The organism is Streptococcus mitis (assembly GCF_003944325.1).
Taxonomy (GTDB): Bacteria; Bacillota; Bacilli; order Lactobacillales; family Streptococcaceae; genus Streptococcus; species Streptococcus mitis_CW.
In genome coordinates, this window is record NZ_RJPX01000013.1 from 27004 (window position 1) to 47993 (window position 20990).

18 protein-coding genes, 1 tRNA gene and 1 pseudogene are annotated in these 20990 nt (G+C 42.1%); 18 read left to right on the forward strand and 2 right to left on the reverse strand.

Annotation, left to right across the window (positions count from 1 at the left end; all coding sequences use genetic code 11):
• Positions 1–108: 108 nt before the first annotated feature.
• From topA to ftsY, 17 genes are all read left to right on the forward strand, one after another.
• Positions 109–2196 carry a type I DNA topoisomerase gene (gene topA, locus D8787_RS05240; RefSeq protein ID WP_125421474.1) on the forward strand — a complete coding sequence of 696 codons (2088 nt, stop codon included), beginning with the start codon at positions 109–111 and terminating at the stop codon, positions 2194–2196.
• Positions 2197–2301: 105 nt separating this feature from the next.
• The gene (locus tag D8787_RS05245; protein ID WP_001220352.1) at positions 2302–2661 is read left to right on the forward strand and encodes a YbaN family protein; all 360 of its coding nucleotides are present in this window, start codon (positions 2302–2304) and stop codon (positions 2659–2661) included.
• Positions 2662–2754: 93 nt separating this feature from the next.
• On the forward strand, positions 2755–3387 hold the full coding sequence (locus tag D8787_RS05250) for a copper homeostasis protein CutC (RefSeq protein WP_125421477.1): 633 nt from the start codon (positions 2755–2757) through the stop codon (positions 3385–3387).
• 43 nt (positions 3388–3430) lie between these two features.
• Positions 3431–4087, forward strand: coding sequence for an MmcQ/YjbR family DNA-binding protein (locus D8787_RS05255; protein ID WP_125421480.1), 657 nt, complete (start codon positions 3431–3433; stop codon positions 4085–4087).
• Positions 4088–4401: 314 nt separating this feature from the next.
• Complete coding sequence (locus D8787_RS05260; RefSeq protein ID WP_125421483.1) at positions 4402–5964, forward strand: 2-isopropylmalate synthase; 1563 nt, start codon at positions 4402–4404, stop codon at positions 5962–5964.
• Between the two features lie 11 nt (positions 5965–5975).
• Positions 5976–7013 carry a 3-isopropylmalate dehydrogenase gene (leuB, locus tag D8787_RS05265; protein WP_125421486.1) on the forward strand — a complete coding sequence of 346 codons (1038 nt, stop codon included), beginning with the start codon at positions 5976–5978 and terminating at the stop codon, positions 7011–7013.
• Positions 7010–7279, forward strand: a complete 270-nt coding sequence (locus D8787_RS05270; protein ID WP_125421489.1) for a DUF1294 domain-containing protein — start codon at positions 7010–7012, stop codon at positions 7277–7279. Before leuB ends, D8787_RS05270 begins: the two co-directional genes overlap by 4 nt.
• Positions 7280–7282: 3 nt before the next feature.
• Positions 7283–8665: a 3-isopropylmalate dehydratase large subunit gene (gene leuC / locus D8787_RS05275; RefSeq protein ID WP_125421492.1), complete on the forward strand. Its 1383-nt coding sequence runs from the start codon at positions 7283–7285 to the stop codon at positions 8663–8665.
• A 9-nt stretch (positions 8666–8674) separates the two neighbouring features.
• The gene (leuD, locus tag D8787_RS05280; protein WP_045607021.1) at positions 8675–9268 is read left to right on the forward strand and encodes a 3-isopropylmalate dehydratase small subunit; all 594 of its coding nucleotides are present in this window, start codon (positions 8675–8677) and stop codon (positions 9266–9268) included.
• 29 nt (positions 9269–9297) lie between these two features.
• Positions 9298–10077 carry an L-threonylcarbamoyladenylate synthase gene (locus D8787_RS05285; RefSeq protein ID WP_125421495.1) on the forward strand — a complete coding sequence of 260 codons (780 nt, stop codon included), beginning with the start codon at positions 9298–9300 and terminating at the stop codon, positions 10075–10077.
• 200 nt (positions 10078–10277) lie between these two features.
• A complete protein-coding gene (locus tag D8787_RS05290) occupies positions 10278–11264 on the forward strand; it encodes a GMP reductase (protein WP_125421498.1) in 987 nt (328 codons plus the stop codon).
• Between the two features lie 66 nt (positions 11265–11330).
• Positions 11331–11402: transfer RNA gene (locus tag D8787_RS05295), tRNA-Arg, on the forward strand.
• Between the two features lie 182 nt (positions 11403–11584).
• Complete coding sequence (rnc, locus tag D8787_RS05300; RefSeq protein WP_000661481.1) at positions 11585–12283, forward strand: ribonuclease III; 699 nt, start codon at positions 11585–11587, stop codon at positions 12281–12283.
• A complete protein-coding gene (gene smc / locus D8787_RS05305) occupies positions 12274–15813 on the forward strand; it encodes a chromosome segregation protein SMC (RefSeq protein WP_125421501.1) in 3540 nt (1179 codons plus the stop codon). The genes rnc and smc overlap by 10 nt, the downstream gene beginning before the upstream one ends.
• On the forward strand, positions 15810–16604 hold the full coding sequence (locus tag D8787_RS05310) for a Cof-type HAD-IIB family hydrolase (protein WP_125421504.1): 795 nt from the start codon (positions 15810–15812) through the stop codon (positions 16602–16604). The genes smc and D8787_RS05310 overlap by 4 nt, the downstream gene beginning before the upstream one ends.
• Positions 16604–17422 carry a Cof-type HAD-IIB family hydrolase gene (locus D8787_RS05315; protein ID WP_125421507.1) on the forward strand — a complete coding sequence of 273 codons (819 nt, stop codon included), beginning with the start codon at positions 16604–16606 and terminating at the stop codon, positions 17420–17422. Before D8787_RS05310 ends, D8787_RS05315 begins: the two co-directional genes overlap by 1 nt.
• 3 nt (positions 17423–17425) lie before the next feature.
• Entirely contained in the window at positions 17426–18682 is a 1257-nt protein-coding gene (gene ftsY, locus D8787_RS05320; RefSeq protein ID WP_125421510.1) for a signal recognition particle-docking protein FtsY, read from the forward strand.
• Positions 18683–18808: 126 nt separating this feature from the next.
• Here the strand turns inward: ftsY and D8787_RS05325 are convergent, their stop codons facing one another.
• Complete coding sequence (locus tag D8787_RS05325; RefSeq protein ID WP_125421513.1) at positions 18809–20335, reverse strand: IS1182 family transposase; 1527 nt, start codon at positions 20333–20335, stop codon at positions 18809–18811.
• On the opposite strand from D8787_RS05325, the gene D8787_RS11865 reads away from it, so the two are divergent.
• The gene (locus tag D8787_RS11865; RefSeq protein ID WP_125421516.1) at positions 20296–20517 is read left to right on the forward strand and encodes a hypothetical protein; all 222 of its coding nucleotides are present in this window, start codon (positions 20296–20298) and stop codon (positions 20515–20517) included. The two genes, D8787_RS05325 and D8787_RS11865, sit on opposite strands and share 40 nt — an antisense overlap.
• Before the next feature lie 237 nt (positions 20518–20754).
• Here the strand turns inward: D8787_RS11865 and tnpA are convergent.
• Positions 20755–20990, reverse strand: a pseudogene (gene tnpA / locus D8787_RS12110) (IS200/IS605 family transposase); the annotation flags it as partial.

Consider the following 20990-nt stretch of genomic DNA (forward strand, 5'->3'; position numbering starts at 1 on the left):
TCCGCTTACTAGACAAACTTTTCTTCTATTATAGGAGCTAAGTCTTGACAGTTATGGCAAAATGGTTTACACTTTATAAAGTTTATTACTTTGAAAAGGTGTGATACTGTGGCTACGGCAACAAAAAAGAAAAAATCAACAGTTAAAAAAAATCTAGTCATCGTGGAGTCGCCTGCTAAGGCGAAAACGATTGAGAAATATCTAGGCAGAAATTACAAGGTTTTGGCCAGTGTCGGGCATATTCGGGATTTGAAGAAATCCAGTATGTCCGTCGATATTGAAAATAATTATGAACCGCAATATATCAATATCCGAGGAAAAGGTCCTCTCATCAATGACTTGAAAAAAGAAGCCAAAAAAGCTAATAAAGTCTTTCTTGCGAGTGACCCGGACCGAGAAGGAGAAGCGATTTCTTGGCATTTGGCCCATATTCTCAACTTGGATGAAAATGATGCCAACCGTGTGGTCTTCAATGAAATTACCAAGGATGCAGTCAAAAATGCATTTAAAGAACCACGCAAGATTGATATGGATTTGGTCGATGCCCAACAGGCTCGTCGTGTCCTAGACCGCTTGGTAGGCTATTCAATTTCGCCTGTTTTGTGGAAGAAGGTTAAGAAGGGCTTATCAGCAGGTCGCGTTCAGTCCATTGCCCTTAAACTCATCATTAATCGTGAGAATGAAATCAATGCCTTCCAACCAGAAGAATATTGGACAATTGATGCTGTCTTTAAAAAGGGAACCAAGCAATTTCAGGCTTCCTTCTATGGAGTGGATGGTAAAAAGCTGAAACTGACTAGTAATGATGAGGTCAAGGAAGTCTTGTCTCGTCTGACTAGCAAAGACTTTTCAGTGGATCAGGTGGATAAGAAAGAGCGCAAACGCAATGCTCCTTTACCTTATACCACTTCATCTATGCAGATGGATGCTGCCAATAAAATCAATTTCCGTACTAGAAAAACCATGATGGTTGCCCAACAGCTCTATGAAGGAATTAATATCGGTTCTGGTGTTCAAGGTTTGATTACCTATATGCGTACTGATTCGACTCGTATCAGTCCTGTAGCGCAAAATGAAGCAGCCAGCTTCATTACGGACCGTTTTGGTAGCAAGTATTCTAAGCATGGTAGCAAGGTCAAAAATGCTTCAGGAGCTCAGGATGCCCACGAGGCTATTCGTCCGTCTAGTGTCTTTAATACACCTGAAAGCATCGCTAAGTATCTGGACAAGGATCAGCTCAAGCTTTATACTCTTATCTGGAATCGTTTTGTGGCTAGCCAGATGACAGCTGCTGTCTTTGATACCATGGCTGTTAAATTGTCTCAAAATGGGGTTCAATTTGCTGCCAATGGTAGTCAGGTTAAGTTTGATGGTTATCTTGCCATTTATAATGATTCTGACAAGAATAAGATGTTACCAGACATGGCTGTTGGAGATGTGGTCAAGCAGGTTAATAGTAAACCAGAGCAACATTTCACTCAACCGCCTGCTCGTTATTCTGAAGCGACACTGATCAAGACCTTGGAGGAAAATGGGGTTGGACGTCCGTCAACCTACGCGCCAACCATTGAAACCATTCAGAAACGTTATTATGTTCGCCTTGCAGCCAAACGTTTTGAACCAACAGAGTTGGGAGAAATTGTTAATAAGCTCATCGTTGAATATTTCCCAGATATCGTAAACGTGACCTTCACAGCTGAAATGGAAGGTAAACTAGATGATGTCGAGGTCGGAAAAGAGCAGTGGCAACGCGTTATTGACGCCTTTTACAAACCATTCTCTAAAGAAGTCGCCAAGGCTGAAGAAGAAATGGAAAAAATCCAGATTAAGGATGAACCAGCTGGATTTGACTGTGAAGTGTGTGGTAGTCCAATGGTCATTAAACTTGGTCGTTTTGGTAAGTTCTACGCTTGTAGCAATTTCCCAGATTGCCGTCATACCCAAGCAATCGTGAAAGAGATTGGTGTTGAGTGTCCAAGTTGTCATCAGGGACAAATCATTGAGCGTAAAACAAAACGTAACCGCCTCTTCTATGGTTGCAATCGCTATCCAGAATGTGAATTTACCTCTTGGGACAAGCCTGTTGGTCGTGACTGTCCAAAATGTGGCAACTTCCTCATGGAGAAAAAAGTCCGTGGTGGTGGCAAGCAGGTTGTTTGTGGCAAGGGTGACTACGAGGAAGAAAAGATTAAATAAGAGGAGAGTCCTGAAAGTGAATTTCAGGCTCTTTTTGGTTGGAGCTTGACAAAATTCATCATTGTATGCGAAACTAGAAGAAGATTATTTTAATTAGGAGTAGTTATGCGTATTATTTATCTTATTATTGGTTTTTTATCACTGGCCTTGGCTATTGTTGGGGTTGTTTTACCCTTGTTGCCGACAACGCCTTTCCTTTTGTTGTCTATTGCTTGTTTCTCCAGAAGTTCCAAGCGCTTCGAAGATTGGCTTTACCATACCAAGCTCTATCAAGCATATGTAGCTGATTTTCGCGAGACTAAGTCTATTGCGCGTGAACGTAAGAAAAAAATCATCGTATCCATCTACATTCTGATGGGAATTTCCATTTATTTTGCTCCTCTATTACCAGTTAAAATCGGTCTGGGAGCTTTGACCATCTTTATCACTTATTATCTCTTCAAGGTCATTCCAGACAAAGAATAAGTAAAATTTGTAACTATTTCCCTTGATAAAATTGAAAGCATATTCACAACAATATGATATAATAAATTTAAAGTAATACTCAAGGAGAATCAAATGATTTACGAATTTTGTGCTGAAAATGTGACCTTGCTTGAAAAAGCGATGCAGGCTGGAGCTCGCCGAATCGAACTCTGTGATAATCTAGCAGTTGGTGGAACAACCCCCAGCTATGGAGTGACCAAGGCAGCAGTTGAACTGGCAGCTAACTATGATACGACCATTATGACCATGATTCGTCCTCGTGGTGGCGACTTTATCTATAATGATATGGAAATTGCAATCATGCTAGAAGACATTCGTTTGACTGCTCAGGCTGGAAGTCAAGGGGTTGTATTTGGGGCTTTAACTGCTGAGAAGAAGTTGGATAAGCCTAATCTTGAAAAGTTAATTGCGGCATCCAAAGGGATGGAAATTGTCTTCCACATGGCCTTTGATGAATTGAGTGATGAAGATCAGTTGGAAGCCATTGACTGGCTTAGACAAGCTGGTGTCACCCGTATCCTAACTCGTGCGGGTGTGTCTGGGGATTCTCTAGAGAAACGTTTTGCTCACTATCAAAGAATTTTGGAACATGCTAAAGGTAAAATTGAAATTCTACCAGGTGGGGGGATTGACTTGGACAACCGTCAAACCTTTATAGATCAGCTAGGTGTAACACAATTACATGGAACCAAGGTTGTCTTTTAAAAAAAAGAAAGGAACTGCTAGCTTTGGGTAGCAGTTTTCACTTATGTTTGAAATTTTTAAATCCTATCAGTTTAATCAAGAAAAGGCTCGTGATTATGGTTTTGTAGAAAGTGGTGGAGTTTGGACCAATAGTTTCACTATCTTGCAGGGTGACTTTGTCATGACAGTCTCCATCACTGCTGATAATGTGAGTTTTCAGGTCTTTGACCAGGAAATAGGTGACCTCTATCCTCAAGTTCATATGGAAAGTATGAGAGGAAGTTTTGTTGCAAGTGTCCGTGAGGCTTGTCTGGAGATTCTTTACCAGATTCGGAAGGCTTGTTTTGAGGTACAGGATTTTATCTGTCCTCAGACTAAGCGAATTATGACACAAGTTCAGGAAAAGTATGGAAACCAGTTGGAGTATCTGTGGGAAAAATCGCCTGATACGGCAGTGTTAAGACATGAAGGCAATCAAAAGTGGTATGCCGTCTTGATGAAAATCTCTTGGGATAAGCTGGAAAAGGGCAGAGAAGGACAGGTGGAAGCAGTCAATCTCAAACACGATCAAGTAGCTGACTTGCTTTTAAAAAAGGGCATTTACCCAGCCTTTCATATGAACAAACGTTACTGGATTAGTGTGGCTTTTGATGATACCTTGTCAGATTCAGCAGTACTGGAATTGATAGAAAAAAGTTGGAACTTAACCTTTAAAAAATGAAACATTTCAAGGATTTTCAAGAACTTTAAATTAGCTAAATATTCTATACTGAAGAAATTTTCAGAAAATATTGGATTTTTTCTTGACAAGTGCTTGTGCCTATGCTAAAATACTAAACAAGATATCAAACAAAGGAGAAAGTCAAACATGAAAACAGCTAAGTTTAATCAATTTGCTTTGTTGTTGAGGTACTCGGGCTAGTGCAAAAAGCATTAGTCCTGTTTGGCTTACCAGGCGGGAGTAAATCAACATCTCGCTTGGGTTTCTGAGCGAGATGTTTTTTTTAAAACCACATTTGGAAAAGGGGAAATCTTATGAGAACAGTTGAATTTCTAGATACTAGCCTTCGGGATGGAGAACAGACACCAGGTGTTAATTTTTCAATCAAAGAAAAAATTGCCATCGCAAGGCAGCTGGAGAAATGGGGCATTTCAGCAATTGAAGCTGGTTTTCCAGCGGCTAGTCCAGACTCATTTACGGCAGTGCAGGAGATTGCTAAGGTCTTGAAGAAAACAGCGGTGACTGGTTTAGCCCGCTCTGTCAAGTCTGATATTGATGCTTGTTATGAGGCCCTCAAGGACGCCAAGTATCCACAGGTTCACGTTTTTATTGCTACCAGTCCCATTCACCGCAAGTACAAGCTCAATAAGAGCAAGGAAGAGATTTTGGCAGCTATTAAGGAGCATGTTTCCTATGCACGTTCTAAGTTTGAAGTGGTCGAATTCTCTCCTGAGGATGCAACTAGAACAGAGTTGGATTTCCTCTTGCAAGTTGTTCAAACAGCGGTTGATGCAGGGGCGTCTTATATCAATATCCCTGACACGGTTGGATTCACCACTCCAGAAGAGTACGGTGCTATCTTCAAACACCTGATTGAGAATGTTAAGACAGATCGTCAGATTATCTATTCACCTCACTGTCATGATGACCTTGGAATGGCAGTAGCAAATAGCCTTGCAGCTGTCAAGAATGGGGCAGGTCGTGTTGAAGGGACTATCAATGGTATCGGGGAACGAGCTGGAAATGCTGCTTTGGAAGAAGTTGCAGTTGCCCTCAATATTCGCCAAGATTACTACCAAGCAGAGACCAGTATTGTTTTAAATGAAACAATAAATACGTCAGAAATGGTTTCTCGCTTCTCAGGTATTCCGGTTCCTAAAAACAAGGCTGTGGTTGGTGGTAATGCCTTTTCTCACGAATCTGGTATTCACCAAGACGGAGTCCTTAAAAATCCTCTTACTTATGAGATCATCACACCTGAATTGGTTGGTGTTAAGAGCAATAGTCTTCCGCTTGGTAAATTGTCAGGTCGCCATGCCTTTGTTGAAAAACTAAGAGAATTGGCCCTAGACTTTTCAGAAGAGGACATCAAACCACTCTTTGCTAAGTTCAAGGCTCTGGCAGACAAGAAACAAGAAATCACAGATGCAGATATTCGAGCTCTGGTAGCTGGAACCATGGTTGAAAATCCAGAAGGATTCCACTTTGATGATTTACAACTTCAAACTCATGCAGAAAATGACATTGAAGCACTTGTTAGCCTAGCCAATATGGATGGTGAGAAGGTCGAATTTAATGCGACAGGGCAAGGTTCCGTTGAAGCAATCTTTAACGCTATCGATAAGTTCTTTAACCAATCTGTCCGCTTGGTATCCTATACTATTGACGCTGTGACAGATGGAATTGATGCCCAAGCTCGGGTCTTGGTCACTGTTGAAAACAGAGATACAGAAACCATCTTTAATGCAGCAGGGCTTGATTTCGATGTGTTGAAAGCATCGGCTATTGCCTACATCAATGCCAATACCTTTGTTCAAAAAGAGAATGCTGGTGAGATGGGACGCAGCGTTTCTTACCGCGATATGCCTAGTGTGTAAAGGAGAAGGCTATGACAAAGAAAATAGTAGCTCTAGCAGGGGACGGAATCGGTCCAGAAATCATGGAGGCTGGTTTAGAGGTTCTGGAAGCTCTAGCTGAAAAAACAGGTTTTGACTATGAGATTGACAGACGACCCTTCGGAGGTGCAGGAATTGATGCTGCAGGGCATCCCTTACCTGATGAAACCCTCAAGGTATGTAGAGAAGCAGATGCTATCCTACTAGCAGCTATCGGTAGTCCTCAGTATGATGGAGAAGCGGTTCGCCCTGAACAAGGCCTGCTGGCTCTCCGTAAGGAACTCAATCTTTACGCTAATATTCGGCCTGTAAAAATCTTTGATAGTCTCAAACATTTGTCACCACTCAAACCAGAACGAATTGCTGGTGTAGATTTTGTAGTTGTGCGTGAGTTGACAGGTGGTATCTACTTTGGGGAACATATCCTTGAAGAGCGAAAAGCGCGTGATATCAACGACTATAGCTATGAGGAAGTAGAACGGATTATTCGCAAAGCCTTTGAAATTGCAAGAAATCGCAGAAAAATCGTTACTAGTATCGATAAGCAAAATGTTCTAGCGACCTCAAAACTCTGGCGGAAAGTAGCTGAGGAAGTCGCACAGGATTTCCCAGATGTAACCTTGGAGCACCAGCTAGTCGACTCAGCTGCCATGCTCATGATTACCAATCCTGCTAAGTTTGATGTCATTATGACGGAGAATCTTTTCGGAGATATTCTATCTGATGAATCCAGCGTTCTATCTGGCACACTTGGAGTTATGCCATCAGCCAGTCATTCTGAAAAGGGTCCAAGTCTCTATGAGCCTATTCACGGTTCAGCGCCTGATATTGCAGGTCAAGGAATTGCAAATCCTATCTCCATGATTTTATCAGTGGCTATGATGTTGAGAGATAGTTTTGGACGTTATGAGGATTCGGAACGTATCGAGCGTGCTGTTGAGGTAAGTTTAGCAGCTGGTATATTAACGAGAGATCTAGGAGGACAGGCTTCTACTAAGGAAATGACAGAAGCTATTATTGCAAGGTTATGAAGTTAGACGAAAAAATTACTCTAGTCCTTTTGATTTGGAATGTCATGGTTTTCGTGATTTATGGTATTGACAAATCTAAGGCAAGGAGAAGAGTTTGGCGCATCCCAGAGAAAATCTTACTTATTTTATCCTTTACTTGTGGTGGATTTGGAGCTTGGCTAGCAGGAATCACCTTTCATCACAAGACTAGAAAATGGTACTTTAAAACGGTTTGGTTTCTCGGGATGGTAACTACAATTGTAGCCTTATATTTTATTTGGAGGTAATGGATGGCAGGAAAATCGATTTTTGATAAATTATGGGACCGTCATGTCATCACAGGAGAAGAGGGGCAGCCCCAACTCATGTATGTGGACCAGCATTATATCCACGAGGTGACTAGTCCACAGGCTTTTCAAGGATTGCGAGATGCAGGTCGTAGATTGAGACGACCAGACTTGACATTTGGAACTTTCGATCATAATGTTCCGACCGTCAATATCTACGATATTCGAGATGTGATTTCTAAAGCGCAAATTGATAAGCTTGCTGAAAATGTTGAGGAATTTGGGATTGAACATGCGGCCCACGGTTCTGAAAAACAGGGGATCGTACACATGGTTGGTCCAGAAACAGGACGAACCCAACCAGGAAAATTCATCGTCTGTGGAGACAGCCATACGGCAACCCACGGAGCATTCGGAGCAATCGCCTTTGGAATTGGGACCAGTGAGGTTGAGCATGTCTTTGCTACCCAGACCCTCTGGCAGGTCAAACCCAAGAAAATGCTGGTGGAATTCACAGGTGTTCCTCAAAAGGGAGTTTATTCCAAGGACTTCATTTTAGCCTTGATTGCCAAGTACGGCGTTGCTTGTGGTGTTGGATATGTGGTGGAATATCGTGGGCAGGCTATTGATGCTTTGACCATGGAAGAGAGAATGACCATCTGCAATATGTCCATCGAGTTTGGCTCCAAGATGGGAATTATGAATCCAGATCAGACTACCTATGATTATCTCAAGGGACGCGAATGTGTTCCAGAAGCTTTCGAGGAGGCTGTGGCGGATTGGAAAACAATTGTCAGTGATGATGATGCCGTTTATGATAAGGTTATCAAGATGGATGTCTCAGACTTGGCTCCTATGGTAACCTGGGGAACCAATCCTGCTATGGGAGTTGACTTTGACAGCAGTTTCCCAGAAATTAAGGATATGAATGATGAACGAGCCTATAATTACATGGACTTGGAGCCTGGTCAAAAGCCAGCAGATATTGAACTAGGCTATATCTTTATCGGATCTTGTACCAATGCTCGTCTCAGCGATTTGCAACTGGCTGCGCGATTTGTCAAAGGGAAGAAAATTGCTCCCAACTTAACGGCTATCGTAGTCCCAGGCTCTCGTCCTGTGAAACGAGCTGCTGAGAAGTTGGGCTTGGACAAGGTCTTTCTAGATGCTGGATTTGAGTGGAGAGACCCGGGTTGCTCCATGTGCCTAGGGATGAATCCTGACAAGGTCCCTGATGGTGTTCACTGCGCCTCAACCAGCAATCGAAACTTTGAAGACAGACAAGGCTTCGGCGCTAAAACTCATCTCTGCAGTCCAGCCATGGCAGCTGCGGCAGCTATTGCAGGGCGTTTCGTAGATGTTCGGCAAATGTCAGAAGCCCAGTAAGGAGAGGATATGGAGAAATTTACAGTTTATACGGGAACGACCGTTCCTCTCATGAATGATAACATCGACACCGACCAAATCCTACCCAAGCAGTTTCTCAAGTTAATTGATAAAAAAGGCTTTGGTAAGTACCTCATGTATGCTTGGCGTTATTTGGACGATAAGTATACTGAGGATCCAGACTTTGTCTTTAACCGACCTGAATATCGGAAAGCTAGTATTCTCATCTCAGGAGACAACTTTGGGGCAGGGTCTTCGAGGGAACACGCAGCTTGGGCTCTAGCGGACTATGGTTTTAAGGTCGTGATTGCAGGGTCTTTCGGTGATATTCATTACAATAATGAACTCAATAATGGCATGTTGCCTATTGTACAGCCCAGAGAGGTTAGAGAGAAACTGGCTCAGCTGCAACCGACTGATCAGGTAACTGTGGACTTGGAACAACAGAAAATCATCTCACCAATTGGAGAATTCACTTTTGAAATCGATAGCGAGTGGAAACACAAACTCTTAAATGGTTTAGATGATATCGGTATTACCTTGCAGTATGAAGATTTGATTGCTGCTTATGAAAAACAACGACCAGCCTACTGGCAAGATTAGAAGAAAAATAGAAAAGGAAATATAGAACTATGACAAAACACATTCAATGGAACGGAACACTTTCACAAGAAGGCTATGACATTTTAAAAGGTGAGGGCGGTTGTATCGTTTGCCCTACCAAAGTTGGTTACATCATCATGACTAGCGATAAGGCAGGTCTTGAACGCAAGTTCGCAGCCAAAGAGCGCAACCGAAACAAACCAGGTGTTGTTCTCTGTGGTAGCATGGATGAGCTCCGTGCTTTAGCGCAGCTCAACTCAGAAATTGAAGCCTTCTACCAAAAACATTGGGATGAAGATATTCTTCTTGGTTGTATCCTTCCTTGGAAACCAGAAGCTTTTGAAAAACTCAAAGCTTATGGGGATGGTCGTGAAGAACTGATGACTGACGTTCGTGGTACTAGCTGTTTCGTTATCAAGTTTGGGAAAGCTGGTGAACAATTGGCTGCCAAACTTTGGGAAGAAGGCAAGATGGTCTACGCCTCATCTGCAAACCCATCTGGAAAAGGGAATCGTGGTAAGGTAGAAGGTATCGGAGAACGTATCGAAGGGGCAGTTGACCTTGTTATCGAAGCGGACGACTATGTGGCATCTATCCAGCCTGACAAAACGATTGAAACTCGCTACGAGCAAGGTGTGATGGTCTCTATGGTTGATAAAGACGGCAAACTCATCCCAGAACAAGGAGGAGCACGTTCAACTTCACCAGCACCAGTCGTTATCCGTAAAGGGCTTGACATTGATAAAATCATGATGCACCTGTCAGATAGCTTTAATTCATGGGACTACAGACAGGGAGAGTATTATTAGGATAGAAAAGGAGTGGGGAGAAAATAATCTCTCCTTTTTCTTTTGTTATTTATACAACAAAATCCGAACAATATATTTTAATTTATAACATTATTTGACAAAAACTGTACTTTGGTTTATAATAAATTAAGGAAACGTCGGAAAAGACGTAGTGATGCGAGAGCATAGGTAGGTCATTATAAAAGAAACGAGACATCGATATGTTAAATGAATTTCCAATTTTTGATTACGAAGATATTCAATTGATTCCAAATAAATGTGTGATTAAAAGCCGTGCAGAAGCGGATACAAGCGTCACTCTAGGAAATCACACCTTTAAACTACCTGTTGTACCAGCTAATATGCAAACGATTTTGGATGAAAATGTAGCAGAGCAACTGGCTAAAGGGGCCTACTTCTACATTATGCATCGTTTTGATGAGGCGGGACGCATTCCTTTTATCAAACGCATGCACGATCAAGGGCTCATTGCTTCTATCTCTGTCGGTGTTAAGGACTATGAGTATGATTTTGTTAGCCAGCTCAAGGCTGATGCTCCAGAGTACATCACGATTGATATTGCCCATGGTCATGCAGATAGCGTGATTTCTATGATTCAACACATCAAGAAAGAATTGCCAGATACTTTTGTTATTGCTGGAAATGTGGGAACACCAGAAGCAGTTCGCGAGTTGGAAAATGCGGGTGCGGATGCTACTAAGGTTGGAATCGGTCCTGGTAAGGTTTGTATTACCAAGGTTAAGACTGGTTTTGGTACAGGGGGTTGGCAGTTGGCTGCTCTCCGTTGGTGTGCCAAGGCTGCCCGTAAACCGATTATTGCTGATGGAGGGATTCGTACTCACGGCGATATTGCCAAGTCTATACGTTTCGGTGCCAGCATGGTTATGATTGGTTCCCTCTTTGCAGGACACATCGAAAGTCCAGGAAAAACCATTGAAGTCGATGGTGAACAGTTCAAAGAGTACTACGGTTCAGCTTCTCAATACCAAAAAGGTGCTTACAAAAATGTGGAAGGCAAACGTATCTTGCTTCCTGCCAAAGGTCATCTGCAAGACACTTTAACTGAGATGGAACAAGACCTTCAAAGTGCTATCTCCTATGCAGGTGGACGTCAAGTTGCTGACCTTAAACACGTTGATTATGTGATTGTGAAAAATTCTATCTGGAATGGGGATGCTTCCCACTAAGACAGGCTATATGGCCAGAAAAAAACTTGTTATTAGAGCAAATTTCTGTTATAATAAAACAAGTTTCCACCCTTAGTGTAATGGATATCACGTAAGATTCCGGTTCTTGAGATGGGGGTTCGATTCCCTCAGGGTGGATGTAAACATCCTAAAAAGCCTTTAATAGGGCTTTTTTCTTTATCCTGCCTCAAATTTTTCCCTAAAACTGAAAATCTTATTTTAAAGAATGCCCAAATGCTTTCCAGTCCCGTTTTAAAGTGACTCAGGGGGCTTTTTTTGATATAATAAAAAGGACTGTTATCAGTTAGAAAGAGGTTGGTATGAAAGAATTACAAACTGTACTAAAGAACCATTTTGCAATCGAGTTTGCAGATAAAAAGTTACTGGAAACTGCCTTTACTCATACGAGTTATGCTAATGAGCATCGCCTCTTAAAAATTTCACACAATGAACGCTTGGAATTTTTAGGAGACGCTGTTCTACAGTTATTGATTTCAGAATATCTGTATAAAAAATATCCTAAAAAGCCTGAGGGTGATTTGTCCAAACTCCGTGCTATGATTGTCCGTGAGGAGAGTTTGGCTGGTTTTGCGCGTGATTGCCAGTTTGATCAGTTTATCAAGCTTGGTAAGGGGGAAGAAAAATCTGGGGGGCGCAATCGTGACACCATTCTTGGTGATGCCTTCGAAGCCTTTCTTGGTGCTCTCCTTTTGGACAAGGATGTGGCCAAGGTCAAGGAATTTATCTATCAAGTCATGATTCCTAAGGTTGAAGCAGGCGAATTTGAGATGATTACGGACTACAAAACCCATCTCCAAGAGTTACTACAGGTCAATGGGGATGTGGCTATTCGTTATCAGGTGATTTCTGAAACAGGTCCTGCCCACGATAAGGTTTTTGAAGTAGAAGTTCTTGTTGAGGGTAAGAGTATCGGTCAAGGTCAAGGTCGTTCTAAGAAACTAGCAGAGCAGGAAGCTGCCAAAAATGCCGTTGAGAAAGGGCTGGATTCATGTATTTAAAGGAAATCGAAATTCAGGGATTCAAGTCTTTTGCTGACAAGACCAAGGTCATCTTTGACCAAGGTGTGACGGCAGTCGTTGGCCCCAATGGATCTGGAAAGTCGAATATTACAGAAAGTCTGCGTTGGGCCTTGGGGGAGTCAAGTGTTAAGAGCCTCCGTGGGGGCAAGATGCCAGATGTCATCTTTGCTGGAACTGAAAGTCGCAAACCGCTCAATTATGCTTCTGTAGTTGTGACTCTGGATAATCATGACGGATTTATCAAGGATGCAGGTCAAGAAATCAGAGTCGAACGTCATATCTATCGTAGTGGAGATAGCGAATACAAGATTGACGGCAAGAAAGTGCGTCTACGTGATATTCACGATCTTTTCTTGGATACAGGTTTGGGACGAGATTCCTTCTCCATCATTTCCCAAGGAAAGGTTGAGGAGATTTTTAATTCCAAGCCTGAGGAACGCCGAGCTATTTTTGAAGAAGCTGCTGGAGTTTTAAAATACAAGACTCGCAGAAAAGAAACTGAGAGCAAACTGCAGCAAACTCAGGATAATCTAGACCGCTTAGAGGATATTATCTACGAGTTGGATAATCAAATCAAGCCTCTTGAGAAGCAAGCTGAAAATGCCCGTAAGTTTCTAGACTTGGAAGGTCAACGCAAGGCTATTTATTTAGACGTTTTGGTTGCTCAAATCAAGGAAAATAAGGCTGAACTAGAGTCTACAGAAGAAGAGTTGGCACAGGTTCAGGAACTCTTGACGGGCTACTACCAGAAGCGTGAAAAATTAGAAGAAGAAAATCAGAATCTCAAGAAGCAACGCCAAGATTTGCAGGCTGAAATGGCCAAAGACCAAGGTAGTTTGATGGATTTGACCAGTCTGATTAGTGATTTAGAGAGAAAATTAGCCCTATCGAAACTGGAATCTGAGCAAGTAGCCCTCAATCAACAGGAAGCACAAGCCCGTTTGGCTGCTTTGGAGGATAAGAGAAATTCACTCAGCAAAGAAAAATCTGATAAGGAAAGCTCTTTAGCCCTCTTAGAGGAAAATCTAGTCCAAAATAATCAAAAACTCAATCGTTTAGAGGCTGAATTACTGGCTTTTTCAGATGATCCAGATCAGATGATTGAGCTCTTACGTGAACGCTTTGTAGCCCTTTTACAAGAAGAAGCGGATGTCTCAAACCAGTTGACCCGTATCGAAAACGAGTTGGAAAATAGTCGTCAGCTTTCTCAAAAACAAGCAGATCAATTAGAAAAGCTAAAAGAACAGTTGGCTACAGCTAAAGAGAAGGCTGGTCATCAAAAAGAAGAACTTGAAACTGCCAAGGAGCAGGTTCATAAATTACTGGCCGACTACCAAGTCTGTGCAAAGGAGCAAGAGGAGCAAAAAACTTCCTATCAAGCTCAACAAAGTCAACTCTTTGACCGTCTGGATAGTCTCAAAAACAAGCAGGCTAGAGCCCAAAGTTTGGAAAATATCCTTAGAAACCATAGTAACTTTTATGCAGGTGTCAAGAGTGTTCTCCAAGAAAAAGACCGCCTAGGTGGGATTGTTGGGGCAGTCAGTGAGCATCTGACCTTTGATGTGCATTATCAAACTGCCCTAGAGATTGCGCTTGGAGCCAGCAGTCAGCATATCATCGTGGAAGATGAACATGCGGCAACCAAGGCAATTGATTTCCTAAAACGAAATAGAGCTGGTCGTGCGACTTTCCTTCCGTTGACAACGATCAAGGCGCGTACGATTTCTAGCCAGAACCAAGATGCTATCGCTGCAAGTCCAGGATTTCTGGGCATGGCAGATGAGCTGGTGACATTCGATACTAGACTGGAAGCTATTTTCAAGAACTTGCTAGCTACGACGGCTATCTTTGATACCGTAGAACATGCGCGTGAAGCTGCTCGACAAGTTCGTTATCAGGTTCGCATGGTGACACTGGATGGGACAGAGCTGCGTACAGGTGGTTCCTATGCAGGTGGAGCTAATCGCCAGAATAATAGCATTTTCATCAAGCCAGAACTGGAGCAATTACAAAAAGAAATTGCTGAAGAAGAAGCAAGTCTTCGTTCAGAAGAGGCGAGTTTGAAAATCTTGCAAGAGGAGGTGGTTTCATTGACAGAAAGATTAGAAGCCATCAAATCTCAAGGAGAGCAGGCTCGTATTCAGGAGCAGGGCTTGGCCCTCGCTTATCAGCAGACCAGTCAGCAAGTTGAGGAACTGGAAACTCTTTGGAAACTCCAAGAAGGAGAATTAAATCGTCTTTCTGAGGGAGATTGGCAAGCGGATAAGGAAAAATGCCAAGAGCGCCTTACTACTATCGCCAGTGACAAGCAAAATCTGGAAGCTGAGATTGAAGAGATTAAGTCTAACAAAAATGCCATCCAAGAACGCTATCAAAACTTGCAGGAAGAGCTAGCGCAAGCACGCTTGCTTAAGACAGAACTGCAAGGGCAAAAACGTTATGAAGTGGCTGATATTGAGCGTTTAGGCAAGGAATTGGATAATTTAGATATCGAACAAGAGGAAATCCAACGCCTCCTTCAAGAAAAGGTTGATAATCTTGAGAAAGTTGATACGGATTTGCTCAGTCAGCAGGCCGAAGAAGCCAAAACTCAAAAAACAAATCTTCAACAAGGTTTGATTCGCAAGCAGTTTGAATTGGATGATATAGAAGGTCAGCTGGATGATATTGCCAGTCATTTGTACCAGGCTCGCCAGCAGAATGAAGAGTGGATTCGCAAGCAAACACGTGCTGAAGCCAAGAAAGAAAAGATCAGCGAGCGCTTGCGCTATCTACAAAGCCAATTAACAGACCAGTACCAGATTAGCTATACTGAAGCTCTAGAAAAGGCGCATGAGTTGGAAAATCTCAATCTGGCGGAGCAGGAAGTTAAGGATTTGGAGAAGGCTATTCGCTCACTGGGGCCTGTCAATTTAGAAGCTATTGAACAGTATGAAGAAGTTCACAACCGTCTGGATTTCCTAAATAGCCAACGTGATGATATTTTGTCTGCGAAAAACCTGCTTCTTGAAACCATCACAGAGATGAATGATGAGGTCAAGGAACGCTTTAAATCAACCTTTGAGGCCATTCGTGAGTCCTTTAAAGTGACCTTCAATCAGATGTTTGGTGGAGGTCAGGCAGACCTGATTTTGACTGAGGGAGACTTGCTGACAGCTGGGGTTGAGATTTCTGTCCAACCGCCAGGCAAGAAAATTCAGTCTCTCAACCTCATGAGTGGTGGGGAAAAAGCCTTGTCGGCTCTAGCTTTGCTTTTTTCTATCATTCGAGTTAAGACTATCCCATTTGTCATCTTGGATGAGGTGGAAGCTGCGCTGGATGAAGCCAATGTAAAACGTTTTGGGGATTACCTCAACCGCTTTGACAAGGACAGCCAGTTTATCGTTGTGACCCACCGTAAGGGAACCATGGCAGCGGCTGATTCCATCTATGGAGTGACCATGCAGGAATCGGGTGTTTCAAAAATTGTTTCGGTTAAGTTAAAAGATTTAGAAAGTATTGAAGGATGACAATTAAACTAGTAGCAACGGATATGGACGGAACCTTCCTAGATGGAAATGGGCGCTTTGATATGGATCGCCTTAAGTCTCTCTTAGCTTCCTACAAGGAAAAAGGGATTTACTTTGCGGTGGCTTCGGGTCGCGGATTTCTGTCTCTAGAAAAGTTATTTGCTGCTGTTCGTGATGACATTATTTTCATCGCTGAAAATGGCAGTTTGGTAGAGTATCAAGGTCAGGATTTGTATGAAGCGACCATGTCTCGTGAGTTTTATCTGGCGACTTTTGAAAAGCTGAAAACGTCACCTTATGTAGATATCAATAAATTGCTCTTGACGGGGAGAAAAGGCTCTTATGTGCTAGATACGGTTGATGAGACCTATTTGAAAGAGAGCCAGCATTATAATGAAAATATCCAAAAAGTAGCGAGTTTAGAAGATATCACAGATGATATTTTCAAATTTACAACCAATTTCACAGAAGAAACGCTTGAAGCTGGAGAAGCTTGGGTAAACGAAAACGTTCCTGGTGTTAAGGCTATGACAACTGGCTTTGAATCTATTGATATCGTTCTGGACTATGTCGATAAGGGTGTGGCCATTGTTGAATTAGCTAAAAAACTTGGTATCACAATGGATCAGGTTATGGCTTTTGGAGACAATCTAAATGACTTGCACATGATGCAGGTTGTCGGTCATCCTGTGGCTCCTGAAAATGCGCGACCAGAAATTTTAGAATTAGTAGAAACTGTGATTGGTCACCATAAGGACCAGTCGGTTATAGCTTATATGGAGGGCTTATAATGGCAGATATAAAATTGATTGCATTGGACTTGGACGGGACCTTGCTGACTACTGATAAAAGGTTGACGGATCGTACCAAGGCAACCCTGAAAGCTGCGCGTGATCGTGGTATCAAGGTCGTATTGACAACTGGTCGTCCCTTAAAAGCCATGGATTTCTTCCTCCATGAGCTAGGGACTGACGGCCAGGAAGATGAGTATACGATTACTTTTAATGGTGGTTTGGTTCAGAAAAATACAGGTGAAATCCTTGATAAGACAGTCTTTTCATATGATGATGTGGCACGCTTGTATGAAGAAACAGAGAAATTATCACTGCCTCTTGATGCTATTTCAGAAGGAACTGTTTATCAAATTCAATCTGACCAAGAAAGTCTTTATGCCAAATTCAATCCAGCTTTGACCTTTGTTCCAGTGGACTTTGAAGACTTATCTAGTCAAATGACCTACAACAAATGCGTGACCGCCTTTGCTCAAGAACCCTTGGATGCAGCCATTCAGAAGATTTCTCTAGAATTGTTTGACCAATATGAAATCTTTAAATCACGTGAAATGTTGCTAGAGTGGTCACCAAAGAATGTTCATAAAGCAACAGGTTTAGCAAAACTAATCAGCCATCTCGGAATCGACCAAAGCCAAGTCATGGCTTGTGGTGACGAGGCCAATGACCTCTCTATGATTGAATGGGCAGGGTTCGGTGTTGCCATGCAAAACGCTGTTCCTGAAGTTAAGGCAGTCGCAAATGTAGTGACGCCAATGACCAACGATGAAGAGGCTGTCGTCTGGGCTATCGAAGAATACGTGCTAAAGGAGAACTAAGATATGGGATTATTTGACCGTCTATTCGGAAAAAAAGAAGAACCTAAAATCGAAGAAGTTGTAAAAGAAGCTCTGGAAAATCTTGATTTGTCTGAAGATGTTGAGTCTTCTCTTACAGAAGCTGAGGAAGTTCCTCAAGAAGATGCAGAAGTTGCTGAAGAAGCTGTGTTTGAAGAAGAGGAAAATCAAGACACAGTTGAAGAAAGTCAGGATTCAGAATCAGTTGTAGAAGTTCAACAAGAAGAAGTCGCAGTGAAAGAGAATCCTGAGTTCATAGAAACTGTAGAAGAAAATAGTTCTGAAGTTCTTGAACCAGAAATTCCTCAAGCAGAAGAAACTGTTCAGGAAAAATATGACCGCAGTCTTAAGAAGACTCGTACGGGCTTCGGTGCTCGCTTGAACGCTTTCTTTGCTAACTTCCGCTCTGTTGACGAAGAATTTTTCGAGGAACTGGAAGAATTGCTGATCATGAGTGACGTTGGTGTTCAAGTCGCTTCAAACTTAACTGAGGAGTTACGCTACGAAGCCAAGCTTGAAAACGCTAAGAAACCCGACGCACTACGGCGTGTCATCATTGAGAAATTGGTTGAGCTTTATGAAAAGGATGGCAACTACGATGAACGTATCCACTTCCAAGATGGCTTGACAGTCATGCTCTTTGTGGGGGTTAATGGTGTTGGGAAAACAACTTCTATCGGGAAACTAGCCCACTGCTACAAACAAGCTGGTAAGAAGGTCATGCTGGTTGCAGCAGATACCTTCCGTGCAGGGGCAGTAGCTCAGCTAGCTGAATGGGGCCGACGAGTAGATGTTCCAGTTGTGACTGGACCTGAAAAAGCTGACCCAGCTAGTGTAGTCTTTGATGGTATGGAACGTGCCGTAGCTGAAGGTATCGATATTCTCATGATTGACACCGCTGGTCGTCTGCAAAATAAGGACAACCTCATGGCTGAGTTGGAAAAGATTGGTCGTATCATCAAACGTGTGGTGCCAGAAGCACCCCATGAAACTTTCTTAGCCCTTGATGCATCAACAGGTCAAAACGCTCTTGTACAGGCCAAAGAATTTTCGAAAATCACTCCTTTGACAGGAATTGTCTTGACTAAGATTGATGGAACTGCTAGAGGTGGTGTGGTTCTAGCCATCCGAGAAGAACTCAATATTCCTGTAAAATTGATTGGTTTTGGTGAAAAAATCGATGATATTGGAGAGTTTAACTCAGAAAACTTTATGAAAGGTCTCTTAGAAGGCTTAATCTAATCATGACCACCCGTCTAACGGGTGGTTTGAACCAAGGGCTATAAGCCCAAATTACCGAGCCTGGGACAAAATAGTTCTCGACCACAAAAAAGCTAGAGCTTTCCAATTGCGGAACTCTCTAGCTTTTTAATTTTGAGTCGTTCTCTTATTGTATTTTAGGAGGTTATTAGCCATAAGTACCAAGCCCATGTCAATTTTCACCTGACGCTTGCCCCTCAGATTACATCTCTTGTAACCCAAACAAGCCTTTATCTGACCAAAGACAGGTTCCACATCAATCTTGCGTTGAGCGAAAATCTGTCTACCTTGGGGAGATAAAAGCGCCTGGCATTCTTTAGCTTTCAAGTTTTGATAGCGTTCGTTCATATAGAGTCCCTTTTGAGGAGCTGATTCAGGTTCATCTGCGTAGTAAACCTTGATTTCCTGTTGAAAGTCCGTCTGTGTTTTCTGATGTTTGATATGGTGAAAACGATAGCACCAGCCATCAGGATGTGTGTAGCTATCCTCCTTGTCATTATAGTGCCAATTCGCTAAGTTTCTAGCTGACTGTTTATACCCTCTCTTCTGTTCCTTGTCAAACATGGCATATTTAATCAGATGCTTCACCTTCTTTTCATCTAAACGAAGGAGGTTCTCTTCACTTCCATATCCAGCATCTGCGACAATTGTCTTTACGTCATGCGGATAGGTTTCAAGTAAGGGCAGAAGAGTCTTGGTATCTGTCGGATTTGAGAAGACATCATAGTGAAGAACAAATTGGTTTTCAGTAGCGATTTGAAGATTATAAGCAGCCTTGAGTTGACCATTTTTCATATGGTCTTCTTTCATTCGCATAAAAGTGGCATCTGGATCGGTTTTGGAAAAACTGTTGCGTCCTTCAAATGTCTCCTGATAGTTCTCATATTTTTCAGCACGTACTGAAAAATCATCCTTGACTTTACGCAAAACTTTCTTGAGTTTACGACGCTGGGTTTTACGTTCATCCTTTCCTTTAACGGGGGTCTCCTCAATGTCCTGGTTCAGTTTTTCCAATTCTTCTTCAAGGACTTGAGCGAATGCAAGCAACTGCTCTGAAGAAATTGGTTCTTCTTCATCCAGCTTAATAGCCTGATGGATAAGGGGTGTGATTTCTTCTTGAAAATAGATCTGTATCTGTTCTTGAAGTTTGGCGGAGAATTTCTCTGTCGCTTTCTTCCACACGAAACTATACTTGTTGGCATTAGCTTCAATCTTAGTCCCGTCAATGAACAAGCAATCTAAAGTCACTAACTCTTCCATTTTTAAACGAAGATTGAGGTCGATGAAAAGATTACGAATGAGTTCTTCCATCCCTTCAGCGACTCGAAAACGATTGATGGTGCGATAGCTGACAAGCAACTGCCCTGTTAGATATTGCATAGCCAGATTTTCAACCATCATTTTTTCAATTTTTCGACCAGAGAAAATCCCTTGTGAATAGGCAAATAGAAGAGTAGATACAAGCATTTTAGGGTGATAAGACGGGCGACCAAAGGCATGATAGAAGGCATGGAAGTGACTATATTCCAAGGTATTCACCACTTTTTCAATAGTAAAGACGAGATGGTCTTGTGGCAATAAAGAACTGATTTCTAGTGGTAAAGTTGTTTGATTTGTGTTATAGTGAATATGCATGGGATAGCCTTTCTAAATGGTTTATTGGGCAATTCTATTTTATCAAGACTATCGCAACCATGCAAAAAAGCAACGGCAAATCCGTTGCTTTTTTTGAAGACAAGAGACTATTGTCCCAGACTCTTCACGTTGTTCAAGCCTTATTGCTCTTGACTCGTCACTTGCCTCTTAATACTCAATGAAAATCAAAGAGCAAACTAGGAAACTAACCGAAGGCTGTACTTGAGTACGGCAAGGCAACGTTGACGTGGTTTGAAGAGATTTTCGAAGAGTATAAAGAGGCTTTAGTATTACTTACCACTATCCCTAAAGAGAGCCTCATATTCTTTTACACTTAATTTATCTAGTGCTATATCATGCTTTACTCGTTCTCAAATTTTCATACTCGTGAAGAAATCATCCAATAGATAATTTCTTTAATCTTGAATATATTTCTTAATTGTGGCTTCATTGAGTCCAACCGTACTCACATAATAACCTTCCGCCCAAAAATGCCGATTCCCAAACTTGTACTTGAGATTGGCGTGTTTGTCAAACATCATGAGTGCACTTTTACCTTTTAAATAACCCATGAAACTTGAAACACTTATCCTTGGTGGAATACTGACTAACATATGTACATGGTCTGGCATTAAGTGACCCTCGATAATTTCAA

What these genes read in the sequence shown, in the direction of transcription:
- D8787_RS05245 (WP_001220352.1), top strand. Translation starts at nt 2,302, where the DNA reads ATGCGTATTATTTATCTTATTATTGGTTTTTTATCACTGGCCTTGGCT.
- D8787_RS05250 (WP_125421477.1), top strand. Translation starts at nt 2,755, where the DNA reads ATGATTTACGAATTTTGTGCTGAAAATGTGACCTTGCTTGAAAAAGCG.
- D8787_RS05255 (WP_125421480.1), top strand. Translation starts at nt 3,431, where the DNA reads ATGTTTGAAATTTTTAAATCCTATCAGTTTAATCAAGAAAAGGCTCGT.
- D8787_RS05260 (WP_125421483.1), top strand. Translation starts at nt 4,402, where the DNA reads ATGAGAACAGTTGAATTTCTAGATACTAGCCTTCGGGATGGAGAACAG.
- leuB (WP_125421486.1), top strand. Translation starts at nt 5,976, where the DNA reads ATGACAAAGAAAATAGTAGCTCTAGCAGGGGACGGAATCGGTCCAGAA.
- D8787_RS05270 (WP_125421489.1), top strand. Translation starts at nt 7,010, where the DNA reads ATGAAGTTAGACGAAAAAATTACTCTAGTCCTTTTGATTTGGAATGTC.
- leuC (WP_125421492.1), top strand. Translation starts at nt 7,283, where the DNA reads ATGGCAGGAAAATCGATTTTTGATAAATTATGGGACCGTCATGTCATC.
- leuD (WP_045607021.1), top strand. Translation starts at nt 8,675, where the DNA reads ATGGAGAAATTTACAGTTTATACGGGAACGACCGTTCCTCTCATGAAT.
- D8787_RS05285 (WP_125421495.1), top strand. Translation starts at nt 9,298, where the DNA reads ATGACAAAACACATTCAATGGAACGGAACACTTTCACAAGAAGGCTAT.
- D8787_RS05290 (WP_125421498.1), top strand. Translation starts at nt 10,278, where the DNA reads ATGTTAAATGAATTTCCAATTTTTGATTACGAAGATATTCAATTGATT.
- rnc (WP_000661481.1), top strand. Translation starts at nt 11,585, where the DNA reads ATGAAAGAATTACAAACTGTACTAAAGAACCATTTTGCAATCGAGTTT.
- smc (WP_125421501.1), top strand. Translation starts at nt 12,274, where the DNA reads ATGTATTTAAAGGAAATCGAAATTCAGGGATTCAAGTCTTTTGCTGAC.
- D8787_RS05310 (WP_125421504.1), top strand. Translation starts at nt 15,810, where the DNA reads ATGACAATTAAACTAGTAGCAACGGATATGGACGGAACCTTCCTAGAT.
- D8787_RS05315 (WP_125421507.1), top strand. Translation starts at nt 16,604, where the DNA reads ATGGCAGATATAAAATTGATTGCATTGGACTTGGACGGGACCTTGCTG.
- ftsY (WP_125421510.1), top strand. Translation starts at nt 17,426, where the DNA reads ATGGGATTATTTGACCGTCTATTCGGAAAAAAAGAAGAACCTAAAATC.
- D8787_RS05325 (WP_125421513.1), bottom strand. Translation starts at nt 20,335, where the DNA reads ATGCATATTCACTATAACACAAATCAAACAACTTTACCACTAGAAATC.